This window comes from Legionella fallonii LLAP-10 (genome assembly GCF_000953135.1).
GTDB classification, from domain to species: Bacteria; Pseudomonadota; Gammaproteobacteria; order Legionellales; family Legionellaceae; genus Legionella; species Legionella fallonii.
In genome coordinates this window covers 1,298,485-1,324,944 of sequence record NZ_LN614827.1, presented here as the reverse complement: position 1 = coordinate 1,324,944, position 26,460 = coordinate 1,298,485, and the positions used below count along the sequence as shown (strand labels likewise).

Here is a 26,460-nt window from a genome sequence, read left to right as displayed (position 1 = left end):
AATCAGATTAGAGCTAAAATCAATCAACCCTTAGGATTGGTTATGACCTTAAAAATCACCATCCCTGACATTATTTGGCCAACAAGCGCAAGGAAGGCAATTATCACTCAAAAAGAACTCAAGGATGATGTTCGGATATATAATGATTTTGCCTAAATAGAATATATTGCTGGGATCGATTGCAGCTACTATATTACAGGACACGGAATTGGGCAGGAGAAGATAGTAGAGTTAGTGTTACAATATTTAACTAAGTATCGCTTGCCTGAACCACCCCGGATTGCAGATAAAATGTCATAAATTAAACCCGCGGCACAAATGCATGAAAATGAACAAAAAGTTAACTTAGATCTTGTTCTCTCACATCACCGTTTATGAATGGTAATATCTTTTTCTATTGTGTCGGCTTTATTACAAGTAGCTTTTGACTAAAACTACATTACAACCACCCTCCGCCAGATAAAATACTTGTAATCTGGTACCTCATGTCATATCCAGCTCCGTATTAACTTGCTGCGCGTTCAGCAACTTTTCACTTTAGGTATAAAAACACATTAATTCGATTGGAAAAAATAAAGATCATGAACCATAATTTTCATATAAGCAATTAAATAGTAGAGCAAATAATGCACCCCCAAAAAAAAATATATGCTAAAGAAATTTACCAATTAGTAGCAATAATTTGCAAGCAAATGAGCGATGAGCATAATTCAGAAATGCAATCTGTGCTTAATATTTCAAATAAAGACACATATGACATTATAAATAAAATTATGATTGCACTGCCTGATAGCTATTTCTACAACGCAAACAAGAGCATGCTTTATGACATGCTAGCTTTTATTAGTAAGAATCTGATCCTTTTTCAAATACAGGAAAATATTGAAGAGGACGATTATGCTTATCACCTTATTGATTTTATAAACAGTTTATCCATATCGATAGCAACGAGATATTACCAATAAACTGAAAATTAGGTATTTAGAGGATTTTATCATGCCTATGACATTAGAAGCTTTACATCAAGAAACAGGTATAGCAGAACAAGCATTAATTAACATGCGAAATATGCACAAGTTGATAAATACACCTGATACGGAATTGGAACCCCAGCAACGAGCAGATATACAAACGATGATGGAAGGTATGATTGGTGACATGAGCATGAATCGGCAATTAGATATCTTAGCACCGATGTCAGGCTCAGATACGGGGATTGGTTCGTTGGTTGTCACTGCTCTGAAAGATATATCGTATAGAACTCGCAATTTAAAAAAAATTGAACCTGAACTTGATAAGATTTGGGAAAATTTTGAGGCAGCAAAAGACAAAGGGAAAATTTTAGCTGATAATGAAAAAATTACACTAAAACAATACGGAATGTTACATGATTTAGCTACTTTAAATAAAACCCTAGAAGGATATAATGAAAAGGGATTAATCAAGGGAAATGAAAAATTAGAGAAGCTCTATGCTCAAACACAACGTGCTGCCACAATGATTAGCCATTTAGATAAAACTTTCAACCAAACTTTCACTATGCCAATTGGTGCCGTGGTATTTGATGATACAAAGAAGAAATCTGAAATATATGGCAAAACATTAGGTTTTTTTGAACGAATTATTGCTTTTTTTGTCACAAAATTCGGACATGCCTCAAAAGGGATCGCTGTTGAGAACAAGGAAGGTAAGATAGAAAACAAAGTTTCTCATATAAATCCTGGTTATCAGCAAGATAAGTACAATTTACGTAGTTATCTTTATAGTGACGTGTACCAGATTAAAATTGAAAATTTAATTGACAATGATACAAAAAAACTTTTACAACAACACTTAGGAGATAAGTGGCTTGAACATGTCCAACAAAAGTTTGGTGACATAGAAAGACAAATTCATGACCAAAATCGAGAGGGTCATATGCATATTACAGCAGAAGGAGGTAAAGGGCGATTTGCTCAGATTGCCACTGCACCATTGCAAGGCGGACATAAAAATATTTTGATGAAAGATCATAGTAATACCGATATTCGAGATGATATTTTTGGCCGAGGCAAATGGGAAGCAGAAGGTAGAAGAGAACAAAGTAAAGTACTTTGTTCTGAGTTTGTTGGTCAAACAATTATCGCATCAGTGCAAGAATTAAATGATGTACTCAAGAAGGAACTGCAAGAAAAAGGGGTACAAGACATTCCTCATCCTATCGTTAAAAGTCCTATAAGTGAAAAAGAAAAACTTCATTTGTTAACACCGGAGAGATTGCTCAGCTCCATGGAGGAAAGAGGTGCAGTGGTGAAAGTAGACGCACCGAAGGAAATAAGCAATTTTGTAGCTATAGATAAAACTAAAGATTTGAGAAGTCAAATGAAACAAATGAAAACTTCAGAAGTTCAAGAAGTTGTTGAGGAAGAACAACAAAGCGTTCTAAAAGTATAGGAGATAAACTTATATTTTAAAAATAATACAGCCTGCTGTATTTGTGTTATAATAATCTATTTGCAAACAATTATGGATTAGTATTTGGAGATTGATAATGTGGAGTAAACTATTTAAGCAAAATAATTCAGCAAAAAATATATTGGTCTTAGGTGAGACTGGTTGTGGTAAACGCTCTTTTATTTTACATTATAAAGATGGGATCATACCTAATGGAACAGAGCTCCCAGAATTTCACTCATTAACCTACAAGAAAAAATTAAATAAAGAAGGAGAACAAATCTCCTTGATATTCACCTTAAACAGAACAGGTGAGAGAATGATTCCATCAATGTCTAAAGAAGTAAAATATGATCTCATTCTTATATTAAGTGACTTATCTTCAGAAAATGCTAAAAAAGATCTTGACTTTTATAAAGATTACGCAAAAATACATTTTCCGGATGTAAAAACCATTCCAATTGGAACAAAGCAGGATCAAAAACTTGAATCTAATGTATTTGATGGATTAATCAATACATCAGCTAAAACAAATAGTGGATTTGATGCGTTTGAAGAGCAACTACTGGAAAGTCTCCATGTGACGGCTCATAAAAAAGGACTTGATTTAAAATAAAAAAGAGTGCTTCAAATTCATACTCTCCTCCGTTTTATTATAGCATTTATAAATGCCTATGTAGGTTGGACAATTTGTTGCCCAGCCTTGTATCTTAAAAATCTTATATAATCTCTTTGTTTTTATTATTTTAGCTAAGTAATAAAAATGGAAACTGATAGCTCGCCCCTCCATTAACTAACTCGTACAGTTGCCTGAGACTCGTGATCCCGTATCTACAAGGCTGAGAACTACAGCAATACCTATTATGACAAATGAAGAAAAGAAAAACTATACTCGTATTGATCTTTCGAAGCTGATTTTAGATATCCATATCCGTTCTATCCATCAACAATGATAAAAAAGGATTGAGCAACTGCTGAAGCAGCTCAAAACATTATCTGATGTGTCTATAGTAATGGAAGCGACAAACTGGTTTCTTCTAAACTAAAAGCAGGAAGTTTCGCTGTATCAGTAGTTAATCCTGACAAATTAGAGATTTTGCCAAAGCGTTAGGTAAGTTTGCTAAAACAGATAAGATTGACGCTAAGATTATCGCCTTGTTTGCACAAAAGATTCAACCAAAATCCGATGTTACTGTTGAATTTAGATTGGTACATACTGCGTTAATAAAATAAGTGAACTTTCCAACAGTAGATTGAGGTTAATTCACATGATTTAGTTTGATCCAAAAGACATGAAGAGGAAAACGCTAGAGTACACGTAAAAAAGAGGGTAAAAGAAATAGCGAGTTTTTATTTTTATCATTGTTCTTAATCCTTTAATATTAATATATAGTAGGTTATCTTTCCTGATTAATTGTTTACAAAGGCCAAGCGTTAATTAATATAAAACTTTTTATGTAAAAAAACATACAGATATCGTGTTAAATGCCACGCGAACCACTGTAACACAAAGAAACAAGATGATGTAAAATAGTGTAGTTCGGACGATTTGTTGCCCAAATTTATCGATTGATGAAGTCACGAAGTTGATAGGCAATTATCTGGATTTAATTGAGAGGACAGAATGATTAATCAATATGAGCATGGTAATACGAATAGCAAATCAGTAACTATTTTAAATGACATTAGATATACCTTATCCAGCCCCGTGGATCACATGATTTTTCAGAAACTGGCAGCCTACCCCTCTTATTTAAAAATGATGTGGGAATGCTATAAGCCATTAGTACAAAGCAAGTATTTTGAACAATGCGCCAATATTTTACGTGTTAGAGCAGAAGTTATAATGAATCAGTTGATACCACCCACAACACTCAGCGCGCCTCAAGATATGTTTAATGCCCTTGTCCCCTTTCACCTGATTAATCCCAAACTTCTATTAATTACTTCTAGTTTAAGATGGAGTATTCAAGGTAAAAAAAGGAAAAATAATTTATCTGAAGAATCAAAAAAATCATTGCTGAATCACTTAGTTACCTCAATTGAAAGAAAACCAAGACCTATCATCGACTTATCTAAATCAGATAAACAAATCCAATCCCTAATAGAAGATATTCGTACAACGTTACAAATAGAGGTTGTCAGCCTTGATTATCTTCTGTTAGCTGAATGGCCGGATATTTTTCAACAGCTGTGGGGCTTATTGAAATCAGTCATATCGCAACAAACTTATCTCCAGCTATTGGAAGATCTACAACATGTAGCTGATGATTTTTCTGTTAATTTTCCTTTAGATGTTGATTTAACGCCTGATTTTCTCAATGAACATAATATATCGATTATAGAAATTGAAGAAATTCATAAAAAACTAGATATTTTTTATGAAGCATTTCCTAAATTGATTGCCAATGTTTCTTTCTTTATATTGTGGTTACAAAAAGCCACTGTAGATCAAACAACAAATTGTCCATAACCATCAGGTTAGAGAGTGCCATAGACTAATAAATTAAGGAAAATTAAACGATTATGCGTGAGTCTCATAACATCAACAAAAAATCCGATCAAAAAAGCAACCGCTTGAAAAGTATCAATACTCGCTGGCCTACATGGCTTGCTTTGATTGTTGTTGCTCTGCTTTATGAAGCGTTGCCCAAAATATTTTATTGGGGGCCACGAGGCTTACTCATTGGCCTAGTGACCATACTATTAATCCCATTAATCATCACCCAATGGCGTAATGATCATAGAGTCAATCGCATTCTGGCTTTGGCCATTAACATCCTTATTACCATTTATACAATAATTTCTGTAATTCGATTGGTTCTTGCTACCTTCCAAGGACAAATTGGCCCCAATCATTTGCTAGTTTCTTCGATAATTTTATGGACGACCAATATTCTTGTTTTCGCACTGTGGTACTGGAGTTTAGATGCTGGTGGTCCCGTGCAACGTGAGTTAAAAGAAAGCGCAGGCTCAACCGCCTTTTTATTCCCACAAATTCAAATTTCATTAACAGAAACGGCAAACATACCCTCATCGATAAAAAACTGGGTGCCCAATTTTGTGGATTATCTATTTCTCGCTTTTAATACCACAACTGCCTTTTCACCAACCGACACCCCCGTATTAACACGTTGGGCAAAATGTATGTGCATGATCCAAACAATTATTTCATTAACAATTATTTTAATGCTTGCTGCTCGGGCTATTAATACTCTCAATTCAGGATCAAATTATTTTGTTTCATAGCAATGATTAATTTGAAATTTGTTCAAAAACAGTAGGTTATTTTATATTTTTATTGCTATCACTTAAGAGCTCAGATTAAGATACAAAACAAAATAATATCCGAAAATGGACTTGAAGATGAAACAACTAGTAAAAACGTCTTTATTACAATTTTTTACTACTGTAGTTGCTGTTCTGTTAAGTATTATGAGCTATGCGGGTAAACCTCTATGGACCTTTAATCCCGACCCCTATTATCCACCTACTGTATCAATAACCACAGTGGGAACTGCAACAATAAAATATAAAATAACTAATAACTCTCGCAAAACACACACATTAGCTATGCAGAAAATCCAAGGGATTACTCCTCAGAGCATCTCACCTGGAGACTGCTCTAATCCATTTATTTTAACTTATGAACAATCATGTACGCTTAATTTGCTTGTGGATGGCAAAGCATTAACAGGTAACGTTAGCGGCGGCCCCATAGTGTGCCAACAAGGTGGCCTGAGCCAATGTTATCAACCTGATGCGAATAGTATTTTAAATATAACTCGTATCCCCGTAGCACAATATCTCATTACGCCAACGGCAGATGTGGACGGAACCATCAAGCCCAACACGCCACAAACAGTTATTGCAGGAAGTAATTTGACTTTTACAGCCACTCCTAGTGCCGGTTATCAAGTAGATCAATGGATCGTTGATGATGGTGTTGCCCAGAAAGGCGGCACAACATTGACTTTATCAAACATTGAGACTAATCATACTGTAGAAGTAACCTTTGCACGAATTGGAACGATATATGCAGGAACATTAAGCGGTTTGGTATATTTTTCCACTGATAATGGCTTAACTTGGACTCTTACAACGACCCCATCACCTGGTAATACAGTAAATAGCGTCTTTTCAACGCCAAACACCTTATATGTAGGCAGTGCAGATGGCAAAGTCTATTACTCCACAGATAATGGTACGCTTTGGAGTTCCACGAACTCAATTCCCGGCGCAACACCAGTAAATAGTGTATTTGTTACAACGACGAGTAATACTACAACAATTTATGTTGGTACCTCTGATGGGACTGTTTATTCTTCCACTGATGGAGGAACTATTTGGAATAGCACCTCAACTCATCCCAGTTCAAGTGCAGTGAATAGTATTTTCATTACACCGTCTAATACCATTTACTTAGGAAGCCAGGATGGCAATGTCTATTTCTCAGAAAATAATGGAATGAACTGGCATCAAATTACCGGTCCAGAAGCGAGTATTCCTGTACCAATACAAAATGTTTTTGCTACTAACAGTCAACTCTATGTCAATACAAGACAAACTTCGTCTAACAACACCTTACCCAATGGAACGATAGACTTTGAATACGCCTATTTTAGCAATAGTCTCACTGACGCCAATCCAACATGGACTCTTTTCTCACAAATTAGCTATACCTTGTTTGTGAATTCAGATGCAAGTGTTATCCATGCGGGTACACAAGGTGGCTATGTATATTCATTAACAACAGGGGATGAATTGGGATTCATCACATATAGTCCAATTACTAGTTTATTTTTTCTAGGGTAATATAGGGAGATCATTCATGTTGAAACTAAAAAAAGTAGCATTGCTTTTATTACCATATAGTTTAGTGGCAATGACCTCCTATGCCAGCCAGCCAAAGAGCTTATTGAGTGTGTCAAATCCGGGGTTGAGCTTGCTCAGCCAAGCAACGTTAATTAAGCCTGTTGACCCGAAAACCAAAATATCCTTTACTGCCTGGTTAAAATTACGTAATAAAAAAGATTTAGACCAACTCGTTCAGGATGTTTATGATCCTAACAACTCTCTATATCACCAATTCTTAACCCCCACTCTTTATGAAGAAAAATTTGCACCAAGCAAGGATGCAGAGGAAGCGGTGCAGCACTTTTTTATTTCTTATGGCATGCACGCAACAATAGTAAATCACAGTGTTCGTATCACTGGCTCTGTAGAACAAATTGAGCATGTACTTCATGTGCAAATGAACCATTATCGATATCAAGATAAAAGAGTATATGCCAATTCTAGTGCACCTCAATTAAATCCTGAAATAGCCCAATATATTTCTGAAATAACCGGTCTTAGTACTATTCCTCAGTTTCACTCGAACATAGATAGTGCTAAGCACTCTGATGCCACACAGCATGAATTAAATTTTGTTTGGAATGCTTTTGTGCCCTCAGCCATTCCTACAGATATTTCATTGCAAGGCTTCTCAGGAGCCAACTTACAGAAGACTTATGGCTTGGGCAATATTCCTTCTATTAATGGCGTCCATCTCGATGGATCAGGACAAACATTAGTGATTGTTGATAACTGCGGTACTAATGGACCAGCACAAATTTTAAGTGATGCAAACCAGTATTTTAATGCTAACGGCATAAAACCTTTTGTTACCTCTGGACCAACAAAGAATTTTGCGATTATCAATCCAGATGGTTCTCCATTTACAAAGTGCCCAGGAGCATCCTCCTTTAGTAGAGAGGTCGCGCTAGATGTAGAATCTTCTCACACTCTTGCTCCGGGAGATAACACGGTTTTGGTATTAGGAGCTTCCGATCAAAAAAGTACCTTAATTGATGTCATTAATGCTCTGATTAGCAATAATTTTACTATCGGTGGTTTTTCTAATGCCTATGTTATTTCTAATAGTTGGAGTGGCCCCGAAACTAGCATAGATACAGCTCTAGAGGCAGCATTACAAGTGGCAGCGGCGGCTGGCATAAGTGTTGATTTCTCTTCTGGTGATTGCGGTGATAATACTTATAGCACGGAAAAAAAATGTACAGGAACTTGGCCGTCATCTCCTGCAGTTGATTACCCGTCCAGTTCCCCCTTTGTTACCGCAGTGGGGGCAACTGCCGTATTTGTAGATCCCAAATATCGTTATGCATTTGAAACAGTTTGGGGAACGGTAAGATCCGTGCATGGAACCTTGTCTTATGATGGAGGTACTAGTGGAGGTATTAGTCAGCTCTATGGACCAGTCTCTTGGCAAAGTTCCATTAGTAATTTCACGGCCGGCGGGTATGGAGTCATTAGTCATTTCGGAAGCCGCCGCGCATTACCGGATATATCTATGTTAGGAGATCCTAATACCGGGTTGCTAATTATTGCAGAAGGCAAGCAAGTACAAGACGGTGGTACCAGTTTGGCCTGCCCGTTATTTTCAGCAACCTTAGTGTTAGTAAATCAAGCACGTAGTTTACTCAATAAAGGAACCCCTATTGGCCAAGCAGCGCCTTATTTATATCAAAAAAATCAGGAACTACTCGCCAATAGAGCAATTAATCTTATTATTCCGCCGGCTATTATCATCAGTGGAGCCACTCCCCCACCATCCACAACAATACATAATACCCCTGCCCCTGCATCGGCGTTTACCATTAATAATGTGACCCTGGGATGGGATTCATCGCTTACCCTTGAGCCTGAAAGTCAATTTTGGAATGATGGAGTAGGTGTTGGCTCTCCCAATATTCCCAATTTTGTTATGACAATGGCTAATATGTAAAATTACTAGAGCATATCCTCTAGATCCTCCTGAAGAACATACCTTATCGGCGAATTGCTTCTCCGATAAGGTGCTCGAATACGTGCCCCAGCTCCGTGCTTTTTTGTGCCACATCGAAGCATATGCACACTATTTATGTCTTGGTAGACGCTTGGCCCCCAAAATCTTTTTGCGAGAATATCAACATCCTGCTTCTTAGAAAGATAGTTCGCTTTTCGTTGTGCTAATACGGACTACGAATAGTACGATTGTTGGTTTTCCCATTATGGCCATCCATAAACTGATTCGTCTTAACCATTTAGATTATTGCTGCTTGGCCTTAGTCCTTTTAGCTCGGGAAACATTATGTGACTGAACAAAATCATTAATTTCCGGAATAATTGCTTTACGAAATTTATTACCATTAAATAATCCGTAATGCCCCACGCCTTTCGCCAAGAGATATTTTTTCATGTTATCAGGAAGATTTTTACACAAATTTAATACCGATTTTGTTTGTCCAATACCGGTAATATCATCCCGCTCACCCTCAATAATTAAAAGAGAAGTATTTTTTATATCATGTAACCGTATGTCCTTTCCTTTTGATTTATATCGACCTTTGACAAGCAGTTGCTCTTGAAATACGGTGTTGATTGTTTGCATATAAAATTCAGCAGTCAAATCCATTGTTGAAAAATACTCAAGATAAAATTGAATTGTTTTTAACGCCGCCTCTCGTTTATCTTCAGCATAGTCATCAATCGCCTTTTTAAGAGACTCTATATGCTTTTGCATATTCATACTCATAAAGCCTGATAATTGCATAAATCCTGGATAAACAAGTCGCATTGCGCCAAGAAAACGAGCAGGAACCATGGTAATAACATTTTGCTGAAACCAATCATCTCCTCTAGAAACGGCCAGTTCATTGACTGCTGTAGGTGATTGCCTAGTATCCACTGGGCCGCCCAACAATATGGCACATTGAGGTATTTTAGGATCATTCTCGCTAGACATTAATGCCAAAGCAGCCAACACCGGCACTGTAGGCTGGCATACGGCCATAACATTAAGCTCGGGTCCTAATTGCTGAAAATAGGAAATAACATATTCAGTGAAATTATTTAAATCAAATCCCCCTTCGGCCAAGGGAACATCGCGAGCATTTTTCCAGTCAGTAATATAAACATCATAGTGAGGTAACAAAGCAGTAACTGTATCGCGTAGTAACGTAGCATAGTGACCTGACATAGGCGCCACCACTAACATTTTAGGAAAAGCATGTTTCTCTATTCCTCTTTTTCTAAAGTGCAGCAAATTGCAAAAGCTTTTTCTATCAACGATTTCCTCGTCAACATCGTAATAATCATCTCCTAATCTCACATCAGTAATATTAAACTTGGGTTTTTCATAGATATTAGTAATCATATGATGTACATAAAAATATCCTGTAAGCCATCTATAGTGCTTAACCCCTGATTGCATAAAAATCTTCACCATTTCATTTTGTAAATCAGATAGATAAGGAACATTAATTGGTAAATTCATGGTATCAGAGATACGTTTATTACGTTTTGACAAAGTAAGACAGTAATCGGAATAAGGCTGTAACATCTCCATACCCCAATCATACCAGTTGTAGAGGGAACGATTATCTAATGGATTGTTTAACATAATAATTCCTTTATCACTATGCGGGTATGTTTGCATTCGTTAATTATAGTCTAAATAAAAATCAAAGTGATTTAAGTGCAATAAAGGCCAAAAGGGTGACTATACTGAATTTTAGAATTAAATTAATTTGAACGGAGTAGTAACAAATCGTAGCCTAGTTACTTGAGACTAAGAGCTACACTCGTCTCAATTGCAAGCAACCAGCTACAAAACACATAATATTTCGTTAATTTTTCGCTGATATACTAAACTATATAAAGATGTATATATAGGTGTCCTATGCCAAGAGAATTAAAAAGAAAATCATATGAAATTGTCAAAAACAAAGATGACCAATATGAACTTCTAGGTTGCCCAGTAAAAGGTTTTGTAGCCAGTGGTGGCGGAGCCAAAGGTATTTATTACGCAGCACTAGTTCAAGAAATGGAAAAACGAGGCATACTAAAGGATCTTAGTCATGTTAGTGGTGCTTCAGCAGGTGCAATGACAGTCAGTCTATTAGCAGTTGGAATGAATGCTACAGATTTCACCAACTTAGTTTCTAATTTAGACATTACAAAACTTTTAGATAACCAAGGTACCTTTCGCTTGCGTGCTCGTGGTGATCGATTCCGTAATATCATGGAAGTAATTTATGCACTGCAAATCAAAGAGCATCTAAAAGGTGTTGAACCACCAGCAAAAGATCCAGAAAGAGAACAATATTTTGTACTTAAACAAAAAATCCAAATAGTAGATACTATTTTGAAAAAAGCAGGGGTAAAAATTAACTCTGTAGATGATATTATCAAACTATCAGGAAATGCTACGGCATTAGACAAACTCGATAAAGCCTTTGCAAAATCGCCTAAAATTTGGAAGCTCAAAAGAACTGGTGAAGAAGTAAATCCTAGAATAACGTTCAATGATTTGGAAAATTTAAGAGCGGTTTTACCTGAAGAAAAAAAACATCTTATCAAAAACCTCTCTGTGGTTACCACGAATCAATTTACCAAAAGGAAGCAAGTTCACAACGTCAATAATGGCGGAGGGGATTCTATTTCACAAATAGTCCGTCAATCTGCTGCTCACCCATTATTATTTACTCCAACTCTTAATGCAGAGGGACATAGTGTTGCTGATGGTGGCATTTTAGATAACATGCCATCGGATATTCTCCTTGAGCAAGGTTTGAATCATGAGCAAATCTTATGCGCAAAAATTGAAGCTGACTCTTCCTTTAAAGTTCGCCTTCAAAAAGCAAAACAGCATGCCCCCATTACTCGATCAGCTTTTGATCGAGTTGTCGATGGTGTAGCTAGAATAGCGCTTGGAGGAAGTTTAATTAAAGGGCGCGCAGAAGTGCTCAACCGCGAAAAAGTATATTATCATCTAGATAATATGATTTATCTCAATTCAGGAACAATTACAGCAACAACCACTTCACTCACTCAGGAACAAAGAAAAAGTGCTATAGAGGATGGTTCTAGGCAATGTAAAGAATTTTTTGAATCAAGAATTAAAGTATTCGATAATCCTTTAATACCAATGCTCTATTTAGGTAAAGACAAATTAGACGAAACATTAATAAGCGATAAAGAGGATTCCAAAGAGCTGTTTCATGCTGCAAGCTATGCACAAATGATATTTTTCTTGCAAGCAGAAATAGCTAACAATGCCCTTAATGGGAAGTTCCAAGATCTACCAGCTAATATTGCACAAATACATGATGTATTAGTAAAAGATGCCAAACTAGATGAAGCACAAACAGAGCATGCAATGGCCCTTATTCTAAAGCAAATTAATTATCAGTGCGAAGGAAAACTTGAGGCTCATCTCCTTGAAGAAATCCAAATAGAACAAGACGCACAAAAAGTTGGTTGGTTCACCCAATTATTAAATTATCTTTATACACCAATCGAAGCGATTATTAATTTCTTTTGCTGCTGCTCAGCACCAGATAAAGAAAAACCAACTCCTGAACAAGAAGAAGTACAACAAGAAGTTAATGCTGCGACTCCAGAGGAAATTTATACTGCTCGTAGGATTCACAGTATGTTTTCTGCACAAACAAGAGCTACGACACCTGTAAAACCTACAGAATTAACCTCAGATGAAGGATTAACCCAAAATGACGAGGAGAACCCAAGACTAGACACCGCACCCAAGATGATGTGAGTTCAGTCCATTGGCTCCTAAGCTTTAGGTTAGAAAACCTGGGCTCAGGAGCTTGTGACGAATGGGCTCAACATAGAGCGCAATGCGCTTCGCTGGAGAGTCGTCGCTGCACTCTAAATGACAGTTGCAACTATTCTTATACTATTACCTTAGAATTCTTTACTACATATAGTTAAATACAGATAATCCTTGTATTCTCACAAAACTCTGCTGAGCAGCCTGTAGATTGACTAATTGCAAATTATATTCAGTAGCAACAGCCACTGGATCAATTTCTTGTAGTTTTTTTAGTGTATCCTTACTTAACAAAATTAAATTGCTGTTAAGATCATCAGCAAAAGTCAACTGATTTAATCGAGCGCCTACATCTGATTCATAGTCTAAAATATTAGTAATCGCACTATCCAATTCAGCAAGTAATTGATTATTGTCAGTATAAGTAGCCGCCTTTGCGACTGCTGTATCAAAGGGTTGATTCAAATTGGTGATCATATTTTGTATGGTTGCAAAAACTGATTGATTTTTCGAAGGAGTAATGGAAAATGTATCTCCAGCTAGAGGTGCGCCGTTAACCGTCATCTCCATGCCATTAAATGTAACCGCCATCCCTTCTTGGTACACCGGAGCATCGTCAGGCAAGCCTGACGCCGGGATAACATTGCCACTGGTAGCACCACTCACCATAACGACAAGGTTTCCTTGGGAGTTCAAAGCAAAACTCATGGTATAGTTATCCGGCACATAAACGCTTGGATTGACTATTGAGCCCGAACTGACCGAGGCAGTCCCAGCATTAGGTGTGCTCGGCGAAGAAACAGCGAAAGTGCCATTACCGCTGGCCACTCGCATAAAAATATTGTCACCAGTATCATTAATAGCTATTTGTAAATTACCACTAACTGCCTGATAACGTTGTGTACTATCACCATTATATACGTATTGTCCACTGGAGTTTAATGTGAATGGTTGTGTTGCTGCTTGACCACCACTAAACATATAACCACCGCTAATATCTTTAGAATTAGCGTAGTCCTGTATTTGATTTAATAAATTGCTCACCTCAACAGCTAAAGATTTACGATCCTCCGCTGAGAGGGATGAATCTCCTGCCTGAACTTGTATTTCTCTTAATCGCTGCAATGCACTCACCGTGCTAGATAATACGTCATCTTCTAAACTTAAAGCGCTTACCGCGTTTTGCCTATTCTTTTGTAATACTTCTGTGGTGCTAATCCGTTGATTCATCAATTCAATTTGAGCAGTTGCAATAGGATCATCTTCTGGTGACTCAACTCTCAAATTACTTGCGAGCCGCTCTTGTAAATTAGATACTCTTTCTTGCTGAATTAATAAACTGCTTAATCCACGTTCATAAATTTGATTCGTTGAAATACGCATTTATCACCTCATGATATCGAATAATACATTCATAATTTGCCCAGCAATCGCCATTAACTTCCCTGCAGCTTCATAAGCCTGTTCAAATTTTATTAGATTAGCGGCTTCTTCATCTAAATTTACTCCACTAATACTGCTTTGATAATCTACTGCTTGCTTAAACAATACATTAGAAGCCTCGTAACTACTTTTTGCCAATTTGGTTTGGCCCCCCACATCAACGAGTAGATCAGAATATCTATCCATCATACTCTCAGTCCCACTCATAAAATATTTATTGTCTTGAATTCCTGCCAATAATAAACCGTTACGGTTATCACCAATACCACCCGCATTATAGTCTGCTGTAAATTGATCACCCGTCTTGGGTATACCTGACAAAATCACTGAATAGGATGGGTTAACCGAATCAGGTATCTGAACTGTATTTTGAGTATTAGGCGTAAAAGTCAATGGACCTGTTGTTGTATTGTGAGTCAAATCAACAACATTAAACTCAGTATCTGAAATAAATTGAATGCTGTATTGATTGGTTACGGCTGATGTGTTGAAAATAGTTCCCAATGCAATCTGCCCTGTACCAGTATTACTTAACGGAGCGGAAGTAACTACTGGGGAAGCTAAAGCAATTTGCTGTGATTCGGTAATCTGTAAAGCAAAGTCACGTGCTGCTCCTCGAGTTGGGGTCAGCATATAATTATCATTAGTTGCAAGCGCCGTAACATCATTAACAGAAATAGTCATGCCATCAAGCACTATCTGTCCACCTGGAGGTGATGGAGGGTTATTAGTCCATGTAAGCGTTGTTGATGTGCCGTCTGATTCACGTATTAAGCGTACTTGATTTAAAGCCACATCGCTAACAACTAATTGATAATCGCTCAACTTAGTCTGAGATATATCTGAAATAGCTACTGACAATACTCCAGTCCCCGTATTAGTCGTCTCGGGAGTAGCTCGCTTTAATTGTTCAGTTGCTGAATTGTAATCCGTAAAAAAATTCTGTCCGAGTTGATTATTAGCGTCCATACCTAATTGATGCTGTGCATTAAAAGCAAGCGATAACCCGATAGCCATTTGACCTATCATTTGACTTGCCTGACCTAATATATTCTTTTCATAAGAGAGCAAGCCACCAACCTGTCCGGAGTTTAACTCCTCTGTGATATCTAAGATCCCTGCCCCATTTCCTAATAAAACCTTGGTTCCTTGCAAATTTGATTGATCAGTTGAAATACTCAAATTACGCTGTTGGGTTCCAGCAACCAACATTTCTCCGCTAGCAATAGCAACATTTATTGTTCCATCACCTTGATCAAAAGTAGAAATGTCTACAAATCCAGCAAGCTGCTTTAATAGTTCATCGCGCTGATCAAGTAATTCGGGAGAATTTGGCGAACTCATCAATTGTTGGTTTGCTGCTGCAATGCCCTGAGTGATTTGGTTGATTTGAGTAGCTGCCTGTGAAATTTGAGCTGTAGAATTATTTTGGTATTCATCTAGGTTTGTTTGCATGAAAGTAAACTGTTGCACCAATAATTGGCCTTGTTTGAATGCAACATCACGAGATGCTCCTGAGTCAGGAGTATTATTGAGCTGGCCTAAAGAGTCGAAGAAGGACTGTAATGAAGTAGAAATACTAGAACCATCCTGGGAAAGTAATTTATCAATTTGCGATGCTTGCAAATAAAAAGCCTCATACTGTGATTTAAAACTTTGCGTATTTCTCACTTGATAGTTGGCAAACTGGTCTGCATTGCGATAAATGGATGAGGTACCCACTCCTGTTCCAAAATATGATCCTGCAAAAAATTGAGAGGGGGCGGGAGTAAAATCAATACTTTGCCTCGAATAACCTCTAGTTTTAGCATTTGAGATATTATTTGCGGTCACAGCCAAAGCGTTCTGAAAAGCATTTAATCCTGAATTGGCTATACTCAATATGGACATATTTGTTCACTCCCTAAACCAATATAATAATGGACCTCTTGTATAGAGATCTATTTAGTCTTTTAAATGATCAGATTTGCTCTGCTATCCCACATCGTTGCATTGCCCGATTCAAATCATCTCCATGATAAATAGCTAAAATCTTATTGCTGTATTTAGGATCTGTAGCATATCCTGCTTTGTGTAACTCATTGACAAAAAGCTCAGGATTCCCTGCATTGGCTACAGCCCCTTGATAGCGCTCATTATTCATAATTAAAGAAACATAATCGTTAAAACTCTGCTCTACTGATGAATATTTTCTAAATGACTCTGTCTTATTAATCGGTGTGTCAGCTATATATTCTGTTGTCTTAACTGCAACCGATTCAAAATCTTTGTTATTACCTGTTTTAATATTAAATAAGTTATTACTACTGGATCCATCGCTATCTTTGGCTACAAATTTCCCCCACCCAGTTTCCAAAGCTGCTTGAGCGATTAAGATCTTAGGATCAAGTCCGATGACAGAAGCAGCTTCTTTTGCTTTAGGCCAAATTGCTTTAACAAAATTATCAATTCCTTCAGCCTCTCCTGATGAAGTATTCCCTGAGGTATTCACAGGGGCATTCGCGGCAAGGGGCTGTTTCAAAGACGTCGTATTTTTGACGTCGTTGGATGGCATCATTTCGAGTGGCTGAGATACGTTATTCTCTACGCTATTTTTCAATTGCTTAGTCATCATGGCCGCTAAACCTATCCCATGAGGTGAATTAGCAATATTACTCGCATATTGGCCATCCAACATTTCCTGAAAGGTTGCCTGTTTTTGGCTACTAAAAGGACTGGAATCATCAAGAAAATGCTGCCCCATTCTCATACTTTTAAGCATTGACTGTAGAAAAATCCCTTCAAATTGCTTTGCAACTTCAGGCAATGCCTGTTTCTGATTCAACTTTGCCTGGACTTTTAGATCATTTAAACCTTTAAAATCACTAGTAGCAATCCCTTGTAACTCCATATTGATCACCTTTATATGACTATTAATGTCGCATTTAATGCACCAGCTTGTTGCAGCGCCTCAAGTATCGCTATCACATCAGCTGGGGTTGCTCCAACAGCGTTAATCCCTCTTACTATATCTTTCAAGGTTGTTCCTTTGGGCAGAACAAATGCATGATTATTTTTTTGATCGATATTAACCTGAGACTGCTGAGTTTGAACTGTTCTTCCTCTTGCAAAAGCATTAGGCTGGCTAATTACCGGAGTTTCAGTGATGCTCACGACCAGGTTACCGTGCGATACTGCTGCTGATTTCACAATCACATTACTTGAAATCACAATAGTTCCAGTTCTGGCATTAATAATAATTTTGGCCATGGGTTCACCAGGCTTAAACTCTATATTTTCAAGAACTGATACATAATCTACCCGTTGATCTAATTTTTTAGGGGCGGTGACGACGATAGAGGTTGCATCCATAGCCCTTGCAGTTCCAGGCCCCATTAGTTCATTGATCGCATCAGTCATGCGTTTGGCAGTAGTAAAATCGGGACTGTGAAGATTATAAGTAAGCGATTTGGAAAAATAGAATGGATTGGGAATGTCTGCTTCCACGGTCGCTCCATTAGGAATTCGACCACCACTGGGAACGTTCACAGTAACACTGGAACCATCAGATCCCGAGGCACTAATCCCGGATACAATCACATTTCCTTGAGCCATGGCATAAACTCGCCCATCCGCTCCTTTAAGTGGAGTCATCAACAATGTACCACCTAACAAGCTCTTAGAATCACCCACGGATGAAATGTTAATATCGAGGGTTTGTCCTTTTTTCATAAAAGTAGATAAGTTGGAAGTGACCATTACCGCAGCAATATTTTTGGCGTTTAATTTAATTCCAGGTGGGATATTAATGCCCAATTGAGTCAACATATTGGCAAAACTGTCTTCGGTGAATCGAGTACCCGATTTATCACCAGTCCCATTCAACCCCACCACCAAACCATAGCCAACCAACTGGTTAGTACGAACCCCTGCTAAAGTAGCGACGTCTTTGATTCGTTCAGCAAAAACCTGAGTCATCATCAAATAAAGTGATAATAATACTGTAATTAGCTTTCGTCGCTGCATTACGTTCCTTGTCCAAATTATTCTTAAAAAACCTTTATTAGGTTGGGAATATGGGGCCCCACAAAATTCGTGCTATCCAACCTTGGGCATTAGTATTATTAAATTGACCAGTACCACCATAAGAAATCCTGGCATTAGCTACTCGATCAGAAGTAATTGAATTATCAGCCTTAATATCCTGCGGTCTAACAATACCTGATAATTGAATAAATTCTTTTCCTTGATTGATTCTTACCCATTTTTCCCCTTGAACAACCATACTGCCATTAGGAAGAACTTTAGCTACTGTAACTGAAATACTACCCGTCAACTGATTATTTTGTAAGGCTTGGCCTCGTCCTGTAAATTGACGCTGATTATTTAAGTCAAAGTCCATGGTGTAGCCACCGCCTAAATGAATAGGTCGTCCCAAAAAGAGTTTGTTTGTAACTTGCTCCTGATCATTTTTCTTTTGTATGGTAGAGGCATTTTTCTGTGCATTGGTATTTTCTATTAAAATTACGGTTAATACGTCACCAGGATGACGCGCTCTCGGTGTTTCGAAAAGCGGTAAAGCAGTCTCGCTACTATAAATTGCTCCGCTGACATGACGCAGCTGTTTAGGATCTGGTGAGTCCGGATAAGTTGGTGCATAATCAGGATCTTTACCTGGAGCAGGTGGATTAATGGTTTCACACCCGCTCAATAAAATTCCAGTTAAAATAAGTACAGCACAATCAGATAATTTCATGCATATAATCCGTTACAGTGCTTGATTTAGATATTGCAACATACTATCAACAGTTTGAATTCCTTTGGCTGTGATTTCATAACTTCTTTGTGCTTGAATCATGTTCACTAATTCTTCAACCACGTTGACATTTGAAGCTTCTAAGTTACCTTGTAATAAAGTGCCCAAACCTGAATTGCCTGGATTATCGGTCAAAGGATTACCACTAGCTTGCGTTTCTGTATATAAATTCTGCCCTATAGGTTGTAAGCCTGCTGGATTAATAAAACTAGTCAACTGGATGTTTCCAAGAGTTGTGGGTGCAGTATTTCCTGCCACGGTTACACTTACTGTTCCATCATTACCTATAGTAACATTTTGAGTTTCTGCTGGAATAGTGAGCGTTGGCTGAATTAAATAGCCATTACTCGTTACTATCTGCCCTTGGCTATTTAATTTTAGATTGCCATCTCGTGTATAAGCCAAAGTCCCATCAGGCATCACCACGGTCATAAATCCGGCACCTTGAATAGCCACATCCAGTGCATTTTGAGTATTCTGCATGTCGCCTTGGGCAAATATTTTTTCTGTGGCAACCATATGTACCCCAGTTCCCATATTGATACCCGTTGGGATCTGAGTATTTTGCGTGGATTGAGCACCAGCCTGACGTATATTTTGATAAATTAAATCTTCAAATATAGCCCTACCTTTTTTAAAACCAGTAGTATTAACGTTAGCCAAGTTGTTTGCAATGTTTGCAATAGTTTTATCTTGAGCTTCCAAGCCAGATTTACTAACCCATAATGCTGGTTCCATTAAAGCCTCCTGCTATAATAAGCTTTTTCTATCTATAATTTTTATACGACTACTCGTGCAATAGTTGTGCCAATTTTTGCGAATTATCATCTACCGTTGATAAAATTTTCATTTGCGCTTCATATTCTCGCCCTACACTTATCATTTCAACCATTTGTTCTATGGCCTTAACGTTACTGCCTTCAACAGCGCCATTCACTAATTTAACTGATGCATCAGCCACAGGAGTAGCTGCTCCTTGTTTCAGTTGCAACATACCTTCTTCATTTTTTACTAGGTTATTTTTATCAAGGGTTACTAGCTTAATTCTATCTAAAACAGCTAAAGAATTACTATCTCCTTCCATAGGAATAATAGAAATAGTTCCATCGCTTCCAATTTCAACCGATTTAGCAGGAGGGATGGAAATAGGTCCGCCATCCCCGAGAACGGCCTTACCAGAAGCAGTAATCAATTGACCGTTAGTATTCACCTGGAAGCTCCCTCCCCGCGCATACACTTGTCGACCTTGACTGTCTTTCAAGGCGATCCAACCCTCGCCGCTAACGGCCACGTCTAAATCACGGCCGGTAGTAACTAAACCACCGGGAGTTAAATCAATACCATTAGGGGCCTGAACATTAAACGATTGATTATCTGCCTCATTCGTCCCATTCGCATTTAAATACATGGTTTGAGCTTGGTATAAATCTGCTTTAAATCCAGGGGTATTTACGTTCGCCAAATTATTGGCGATTATTGCCTGCTTATTAAAATCGCCTTTGCTCCCACTCGCTGCATTATACAAAATAGGATCCATAATTTACCTCCTAACGTATATTGATGATTGTTTGTGTCACTGCATCACCAGTACGTATAGTCTGGGCATTCGCCTGGAAATTACGTTGTTCTGTTATTAAATCAACGAGTTCATTAGTAATATTGACATTGGATTGTTCAAGACTTCCAGAAACAATTGAACCTAGACTACTGGAACCCGCAGTGCTAACTAAGGCTTGTCCCGAAGCCGTCGTTTGAGCCCAAGAAGTATTTCCTATATTTTGCAAACCAGCTATATCAGCAAAATTAGCTAATTGTATTTGTCCCATAGCCATAGATTGGCCATTAGTATAGCGTCCAAATATAATTCCTGTATCACCTATAGTCAGACCTGCCAGACTACCTGTGGTATAGCCATCATTATTTACGGACTGAACAGCAAATGGACTACCAAATTGAGTACTTTCTGATAAATCAACATTAAAGCTTAATGGATTAGCCCCGTTATTAAGAGTCATTGTTAAAGGAATTAAATGATTAGCTAAAGTAGTGTCTGTGGTATCCTGGACGCCAGCAAAAGAACCATCTGGATTAAAATTTACCCTATATAAGTTATTGGTGTTTTGCAGTCCACCATTTGCGGGAACATTTTGGTTATCAATCTGAAATGCAACATACCATTGATCTTGAGTGCCTGGAGGAGAAGCGGCATTCGGAGCACCAGCGACTGCATTAGGGTCTGCCTTTATAAAATACATGCTTAAGACGTGAGAATTCCCTAAACTGTCATAAATAGTGGATGAAGTGGTGTTGTTATAAGTATCACTAACTGGGGTAGCCCCTCCAGTCCAATCAACCGCAGTAGGTGTGCTCCCTGCATTTAAATTTAAACCGGTGGTCACTAAAGAGGTGGTTTTAGGTATTATATTCGCTGTATTTATTTGTAAGTCACCCGCCACGTTGGTAATGTTTCCATTATTATCAGCAAGCAAACCGACTAATTTTTGATTATTTGCATTTACTATATAATTCTGGTTATTTAAACCAAATTGACCAGAACGAGTATAAGCCTTAGCCCCACCATCATCTAAGATAAAAAATCCGGAGCCATTAATTGCAAGATCTAAAGTATTATTTGTTCCGTAAAGGTCCCCATTGGCAAATGACTGACTGACTCGCGAAAGGGATACACCGCCGCCTATTGCATTTGCACTCGCTCCATAAGCATTAGTATTATAGATATCAGCAAACTCAGCTCGCGAACCTTTAAAACCCACTGTTGCCGCATTAGCAATATTATTACCGGTTACATCGAGAGCACTACTTGCTGCTTGAATCCCACTCAGCGCTGTATTAAAAGACATATTAGCCTCCTGCTTGTAATTTTTTAGTATTCCCTTTTCTAGGGTATTGATAACATACTTTACACGGTGATCTGTCTTACTTGATCTAATGGTATTGAACCAACTCCAGCTACATTAAGTTTTAACCCTTCTCCATTTTGCCCCAAACTAACGCTATCCACATTAGCTGAAGTCATTGTATTTAATGACACCTCTTTCCCGCCATAAATACCACGAACAGCAATTTTATAATTACCAGCAGCAACGCGTTGATTATTTTGTCCCATACCATCCCAGCTAAACTGGAAAAAACCAGGTTGTGGTTGACCCAATGGAATATTTTTGATCAACTCACCTGACTCAGAGTATACAGACGCAGTTAAATTATTAAGACCAGCGGGCATATCAATAGCTGCTTTTACATCCCCTTCTGTACCTAAACTAAGATGGTTACTATTCACTAAAACTTTACGCCCTACCAAAGCCGAGGCTTGTAGTGCTTGATTAGACTGTAACGATGTAGCCATCTGTTGTAAAGACTCTTGCATTTTCGTAACCCCATCATTAGTACTGAACTGTGCAAGTTGAGATAGGAATTCGCCATTAGCTTGCGGTTGCATGGGATCTTGATTTTTTATTTGTGCCACCATCAGACGAAGAAAATCTTTTTGACCTAGACTATTTTTGGAAACCGGCTGAGGCTGGTTCAAACCTAAATCTGCTGCAGTATTGGAACTATTAACTGAATTTGTAGTCATCCCTTTCCCCTTACTCACCTAATTGTAATGTCCGTTGCATTAATTGTTTTGTTGTATTTAGTAATTCAATGTTCATTTGGTAGGATCTTGAAGCCGAAATCACATTGGCCATTTCTTCAACATAATTGATATTTGTCGTATAAACAAAACCTTTGTCATCGGCAATAGGATTATTAGGTTCATAACGTTTAGAGGGCTCAATGTCACTCTGATACATCCCCTTAACCTGAACTCCGGCTTTTATCTGATCGCCCATCCATTGATTTTGCGATTCCTGAACAGTTTGAAAGACGGGGTATTTGGGCTGATACACCTCTTCTGGTGTGCTAGCAGTCACATTAGAGTTGCTCATATTTTGCACGCTAGTGCTTAAACGTACTGTTTCAGCACTCATTGCAGAACCAGCGATATCAAAAACTGTATTTAATGACACGATTACTCTCCCTTCAATGCAGTCATCATGGATTTAATTTTATTATCCAAAAAGCTCAAACTGGCCTGATAATTTAGCGAATTTCGCGCAAACTCCATCGTTTCCATGTCCTTATCTACGGTATTACCGTCTAATGTTGCTTGAGAAGTTACCCTGTATTTTAAATTGGCGCTAAAATCAGCATTAGTATTGATATGATTAGCCGTTGTTGTTTTAATTTGCTGCGCACCTCCCTGCATGCTAGCAGTCAAATATTCATTAAAATCAACATCCATTGCTTTATAATTGGGGGTATTAACGTTAGCCAAGTTATTAGCTAATTGCGATGCTCGCTTATCCCTTGCCATCAAGGCTTTAGCATGAATCCCTAAATAAGTATCTAGATTAAGGGCCATAAACACTCCTGTTTTCAATTCGCATTAACAATGCAAACATTGTGCCAACATCAAAAGAATGAGAAAATAATTCAGAAACTAACTAGAGTCTGTTAACATTTTACTAGCTTAAACTAAAATGATAACAGACCCTACAAATAAATGTAGGTGTCTCATGACAGCAAACTCTAAAGTACTCCCAACCAATGCAATTGAGCAAATAAAATCATACCTGTTACAATTACAAAATACCATTTGCTCTACTCTTGAAACCTTAGATAATAAAGCAACTTTTATTGAAGACGCATGGCAACGCCCTAGTGGGGGTGGAGGTATTACGCGTGTGCTTACTCAAGGTGGAGTCTTTGAAAAAGCTGGCGTCAATTTTTCTCATGTATCAGGTGAGCAGCTTCCTGCTTCAGCCTCAGCTCATAGGCCTGAGTTAGCTGGTAGAAATTTCAGCGCCCTTGGCGTCTCTTTGGTTATCCATCCGGATAATCCATACATTCCAACGTCTCACGCTAATGTACGATTTTTCCTTGCAGAAAAAGAAGGGGCGGATCCTGTTTGGTGGTTTGGAGGAGGTTTTGATTTAACCCCCTATTATGGTTTTGAAGAGGACTGTCAACATTGGCATCAAACAGCCTCTCAAGCCTGTCAACCTTTTGGCGAAGAAATTTATCCTAAATTCAAACAATGGTGCGATGATTATTTTTTCATTAAACACAGGAATGAAGCTCGTGGTGTTGGCGGATTATTTTTTGATGATTATAACGACATTAGCTTCGAACATAGTTTTGCACTAATGAGAAGTATAGGAGATCATTTTTTAAAGGCCTATGCTCCTATAGTAGAATGTCGCAAGGGACATCCTTTTGGTCAAAAAGAAAAAGTATTTCAAAATTACAGACGTGGACGTTATGTTGAATTTAATTTAGTTTACGATCGCGGTACGTTATTTGGTTTGCAATCAGGAGGAAGAACCGAATCAATTTTGATGTCTCTTCCCCCAGAAGTATGTTGGGAATACAACTGGACTCCTGAAGAGTATAGTCCTGAAGCAAAGCTTTATACTGATTTTCTTCCAGCACGTAACTGGCTATCCATTGAAAAATAAGCCTAGGTCGTACAATTTGTCGCCCGACCTAGGCTGTCATTCAGAGGAGCTTGCGACGACGGATCTCCTGAAAGTGGCACAATGCGTTTGACTGGAGATCCTTCGCTGCGCTCTGGATGACAGTAAGTAGATTAAGTCTTACCCTGACTAATTAATCGTTTCATCACTCTCATTTATAGCATTCTTTTTCTGCTGTAAACTAATCCATAAGCAAACAGCAGTAATCATATTTAACAGGCTCAATATTAAAAATACATGAGGAATAGAGATTTTAAGCTTTAATAGCAACATCACAAAGACCGTGCCCAATACCATAAATAATGAATTATAAATGTTATTAGCTGCTATAGTTCGAGCTCTCGTTTCAGGAGTGCTAGCAACCTGCAAATAAGCATAGAGAGGCACAACAAATATGCCTGCACTTATCGCCAACATGAGCAAATCAAAGGAAATTCGCCAATGAGTAGAATAAGTAAAAAACGATGATAAAGTTAAAAGAGGCTCTTTGGCTTCAATAATTGGAGAGGCCCAATACAAATCAAAGGCAAAACAAGTAAATGCTAACATCGCCCAAGGTACAATAGATAATGTAATACGCCCTTGTAAAATACGACTTATCAATAGTGAACCCAACGCAATACCTATAGAAAATAAAGCAAGAAATAAGGCAAAAACAGAGGTATTGGCGCCTAAAATGTAATGAGTATAATCCGGTAACTTCGTTAGCAAAACGGCTCCAATAAGCCAAAACCAAGAAATAGTTAAAATAGCCAGTAAAGCTCCCTGCTCATTTTTAGCTTGCTTCAACATCCGAATAGTAGCTCGCCATAGATGGAAATCTACTTTTAAGTTTGGCACAACCGAAGGAGCATTAGGAATAAACCAACTGGAAATTAATCCGGAACATGCCACAATGACGGTCATAAAAATTGCAGCTAAAGGTGTCGAGTTTGTTGTACCTATGGCTAAAGTACCTAATGTGGTACCCAGTAAAATCGCCAAAAAAGTACTAGCCTCAATGAGTCCTGTTGCTCCAAGCAAATCTTCTCTAGGTAAATGATCAGGCAGAATGGCATATTTTATTGGACCAAAAAAAGCAGAATGTACTCCCATGCCTGTCAAAGTAACCATCATGAAAAAAATATTGCCATAATAAAAAGCAAAACTACCAATAAGCATTAACAATACTTCTAACACTTTGACCAATCGTGTCATTAGGGCTTTATCATATTTGTCAGCTAACTGCCCTGCAGTGGCAGAAAAAAGAAAGAACGGCAGTATGAATAAAGCACCCGCCATAGCTTGGTACAATTCTGACTGTGCTTGTGAATGACTTAAATGATAACTAATCATAGTCAGCATCGCTAACTTGAACGCATTATCATTAAAAGCGCCAAAAAATTGAGTAAGAAACAGAGGCAAAAATCGCCTTCTTTTCAAAAGATAAACAAGGTCTGAACCCATTAAGCACTCCATCAAACTAGATGCCTGTTGATATTGATCTTATTTGGACTTTTCTCTGTCTATAAAATAACGTCAGTTCGGGATAGGAAACTCAATTCCCCCAGAACCGGTGAGAAGCAAAGATTTTCACTTCCTTATCCCGAAATAGTAAAGCAAAATGAAGTATCAGCAGCCAAAGAACAATGCAA

At 38.0% G+C, this 26,460-nt stretch carries 23 protein-coding genes and 1 pseudogene; 11 read left to right on the top strand and 13 right to left on the bottom strand.

The annotated features are described in order from the left end of the window. Positions 1-156 precede the first annotated feature (156 nt). The 9 genes and pseudogenes from LFA_RS20595 to LFA_RS05300 all read left to right on the top strand — a co-directional run bounded on the left by LFA_RS20595 (position 157) and on the right by LFA_RS05300 (position 9,220). Entirely contained in the window at positions 157-300 is a 144-nt protein-coding gene (locus LFA_RS20595) for an endonuclease V (protein WP_157010417.1), read from the top strand. 326 nt (positions 301-626) lie between these two features. Further along, positions 627-965 (top strand): hypothetical protein, encoded by a 339-nt coding sequence (locus LFA_RS05335; RefSeq protein ID WP_045095258.1) that lies wholly within the window; start codon positions 627-629, stop codon positions 963-965. Between the two features lie 31 nt (positions 966-996). Further along, positions 997-2,433, top strand: coding sequence for a hypothetical protein (locus LFA_RS05330; RefSeq protein WP_045095257.1), 1,437 nt, complete (start codon positions 997-999; stop codon positions 2,431-2,433). Positions 2,434-2,530: 97 nt separating this feature from the next. Further along, entirely contained in the window at positions 2,531-3,049 is a 519-nt protein-coding gene (locus LFA_RS05325) for a GTPase domain-containing protein (RefSeq protein WP_045095256.1), read from the top strand. A gap of 447 nt (positions 3,050-3,496) precedes the next feature. Continuing rightward, positions 3,497-3,615 (top strand): annotated as a pseudogene (locus LFA_RS20285) (IS110 family transposase); the annotation flags it as partial. Between the two features lie 442 nt (positions 3,616-4,057). Next, positions 4,058-4,906, top strand: a complete 849-nt coding sequence (locus LFA_RS05315) for a halocarboxylic acid dehydrogenase DehI family protein (protein WP_045095254.1) — start codon at positions 4,058-4,060, stop codon at positions 4,904-4,906. A gap of 53 nt (positions 4,907-4,959) precedes the next feature. Beyond that, entirely contained in the window at positions 4,960-5,682 is a 723-nt protein-coding gene (locus LFA_RS05310; protein ID WP_052673863.1) for a hypothetical protein, read from the top strand. Between the two features lie 117 nt (positions 5,683-5,799). Further along, positions 5,800-7,248 carry an InlB B-repeat-containing protein gene (locus LFA_RS05305; RefSeq protein ID WP_052673862.1) on the top strand — a complete coding sequence of 483 codons (1,449 nt, stop codon included), beginning with the start codon at positions 5,800-5,802 and terminating at the stop codon, positions 7,246-7,248. Between the two features lie 16 nt (positions 7,249-7,264). Further along, positions 7,265-9,220, top strand: a complete 1,956-nt coding sequence (locus LFA_RS05300) for a S53 family peptidase (protein ID WP_045095252.1) — start codon at positions 7,265-7,267, stop codon at positions 9,218-9,220. 303 nt (positions 9,221-9,523) lie between these two features. On the opposite strand, the gene phaZ is transcribed toward LFA_RS05300, so the two are convergent. Then, entirely contained in the window at positions 9,524-10,876 is a 1,353-nt protein-coding gene (phaZ, locus tag LFA_RS05295; protein WP_045095251.1) for a polyhydroxyalkanoate depolymerase, read from the bottom strand. A gap of 279 nt (positions 10,877-11,155) precedes the next feature. Here phaZ and LFA_RS05290 point away from each other — a divergent pair, with 279 nt between their 5' ends. Then, a complete protein-coding gene (locus LFA_RS05290; protein WP_045095250.1) occupies positions 11,156-13,033 on the top strand; it encodes a patatin-like phospholipase family protein in 1,878 nt (625 codons plus the stop codon). Positions 13,034-13,195: 162 nt separating this feature from the next. Here the strand turns inward: LFA_RS05290 and flgL are convergent, their stop codons facing one another. The 11 genes from flgL to flgB form a co-directional block, all read right to left on the bottom strand. Beyond that, positions 13,196-14,431 carry a flagellar hook-associated protein FlgL gene (gene flgL, locus LFA_RS05285; RefSeq protein ID WP_045095249.1) on the bottom strand — a complete coding sequence of 412 codons (1,236 nt, stop codon included), beginning with the start codon at positions 14,429-14,431 and terminating at the stop codon, positions 13,196-13,198. A gap of 3 nt (positions 14,432-14,434) precedes the next feature. Then, complete coding sequence (flgK, locus tag LFA_RS05280; RefSeq protein ID WP_045095248.1) at positions 14,435-16,381, bottom strand: flagellar hook-associated protein FlgK; 1,947 nt, start codon at positions 16,379-16,381, stop codon at positions 14,435-14,437. Positions 16,382-16,451: 70 nt separating this feature from the next. After that, complete coding sequence (gene flgJ / locus LFA_RS05275) at positions 16,452-17,381, bottom strand: flagellar assembly peptidoglycan hydrolase FlgJ (protein WP_045095247.1); 930 nt, start codon at positions 17,379-17,381, stop codon at positions 16,452-16,454. 11 nt (positions 17,382-17,392) lie between these two features. After that, positions 17,393-18,496, bottom strand: a complete 1,104-nt coding sequence (locus tag LFA_RS05270; protein WP_045095246.1) for a flagellar basal body P-ring protein FlgI — start codon at positions 18,494-18,496, stop codon at positions 17,393-17,395. 37 nt (positions 18,497-18,533) lie between these two features. Further along, on the bottom strand, positions 18,534-19,226 hold the full coding sequence (locus tag LFA_RS05265) for a flagellar basal body L-ring protein FlgH (RefSeq protein ID WP_045095245.1): 693 nt from the start codon (positions 19,224-19,226) through the stop codon (positions 18,534-18,536). A gap of 12 nt (positions 19,227-19,238) precedes the next feature. Next, positions 19,239-20,024 carry a flagellar basal-body rod protein FlgG gene (gene flgG, locus LFA_RS05260; RefSeq protein WP_045095244.1) on the bottom strand — a complete coding sequence of 262 codons (786 nt, stop codon included), beginning with the start codon at positions 20,022-20,024 and terminating at the stop codon, positions 19,239-19,241. A 49-nt stretch (positions 20,025-20,073) separates the two neighbouring features. Then, entirely contained in the window at positions 20,074-20,823 is a 750-nt protein-coding gene (flgF, locus tag LFA_RS05255; RefSeq protein ID WP_045095243.1) for a flagellar basal-body rod protein FlgF, read from the bottom strand. A 10-nt stretch (positions 20,824-20,833) separates the two neighbouring features. Beyond that, a complete protein-coding gene (gene flgE, locus LFA_RS05250; protein ID WP_045095242.1) occupies positions 20,834-22,147 on the bottom strand; it encodes a flagellar hook protein FlgE in 1,314 nt (437 codons plus the stop codon). A 59-nt stretch (positions 22,148-22,206) separates the two neighbouring features. Beyond that, entirely contained in the window at positions 22,207-22,884 is a 678-nt protein-coding gene (locus LFA_RS05245; RefSeq protein ID WP_045095241.1) for a flagellar hook assembly protein FlgD, read from the bottom strand. 10 nt (positions 22,885-22,894) lie between these two features. Then, positions 22,895-23,317, bottom strand: coding sequence for a flagellar basal body rod protein FlgC (gene flgC / locus LFA_RS05240; protein WP_045095240.1), 423 nt, complete (start codon positions 23,315-23,317; stop codon positions 22,895-22,897). A 2-nt stretch (positions 23,318-23,319) separates the two neighbouring features. Further along, positions 23,320-23,712 (bottom strand): flagellar basal body rod protein FlgB, encoded by a 393-nt coding sequence (flgB, locus tag LFA_RS05235; RefSeq protein WP_045095239.1) that lies wholly within the window; start codon positions 23,710-23,712, stop codon positions 23,320-23,322. A gap of 154 nt (positions 23,713-23,866) precedes the next feature. On the opposite strand from flgB, the gene hemF reads away from it, so the two are divergent. Then, positions 23,867-24,808 carry an oxygen-dependent coproporphyrinogen oxidase gene (gene hemF / locus LFA_RS05230; RefSeq protein WP_045095238.1) on the top strand — a complete coding sequence of 314 codons (942 nt, stop codon included), beginning with the start codon at positions 23,867-23,869 and terminating at the stop codon, positions 24,806-24,808. 147 nt (positions 24,809-24,955) lie between these two features. Here hemF and LFA_RS05225 read toward each other — a convergent pair whose 3' ends face one another. Beyond that, on the bottom strand, positions 24,956-26,272 hold the full coding sequence (locus LFA_RS05225; protein WP_045095237.1) for an MFS transporter: 1,317 nt from the start codon (positions 26,270-26,272) through the stop codon (positions 24,956-24,958). Positions 26,273-26,460 lie beyond the last annotated feature (188 nt).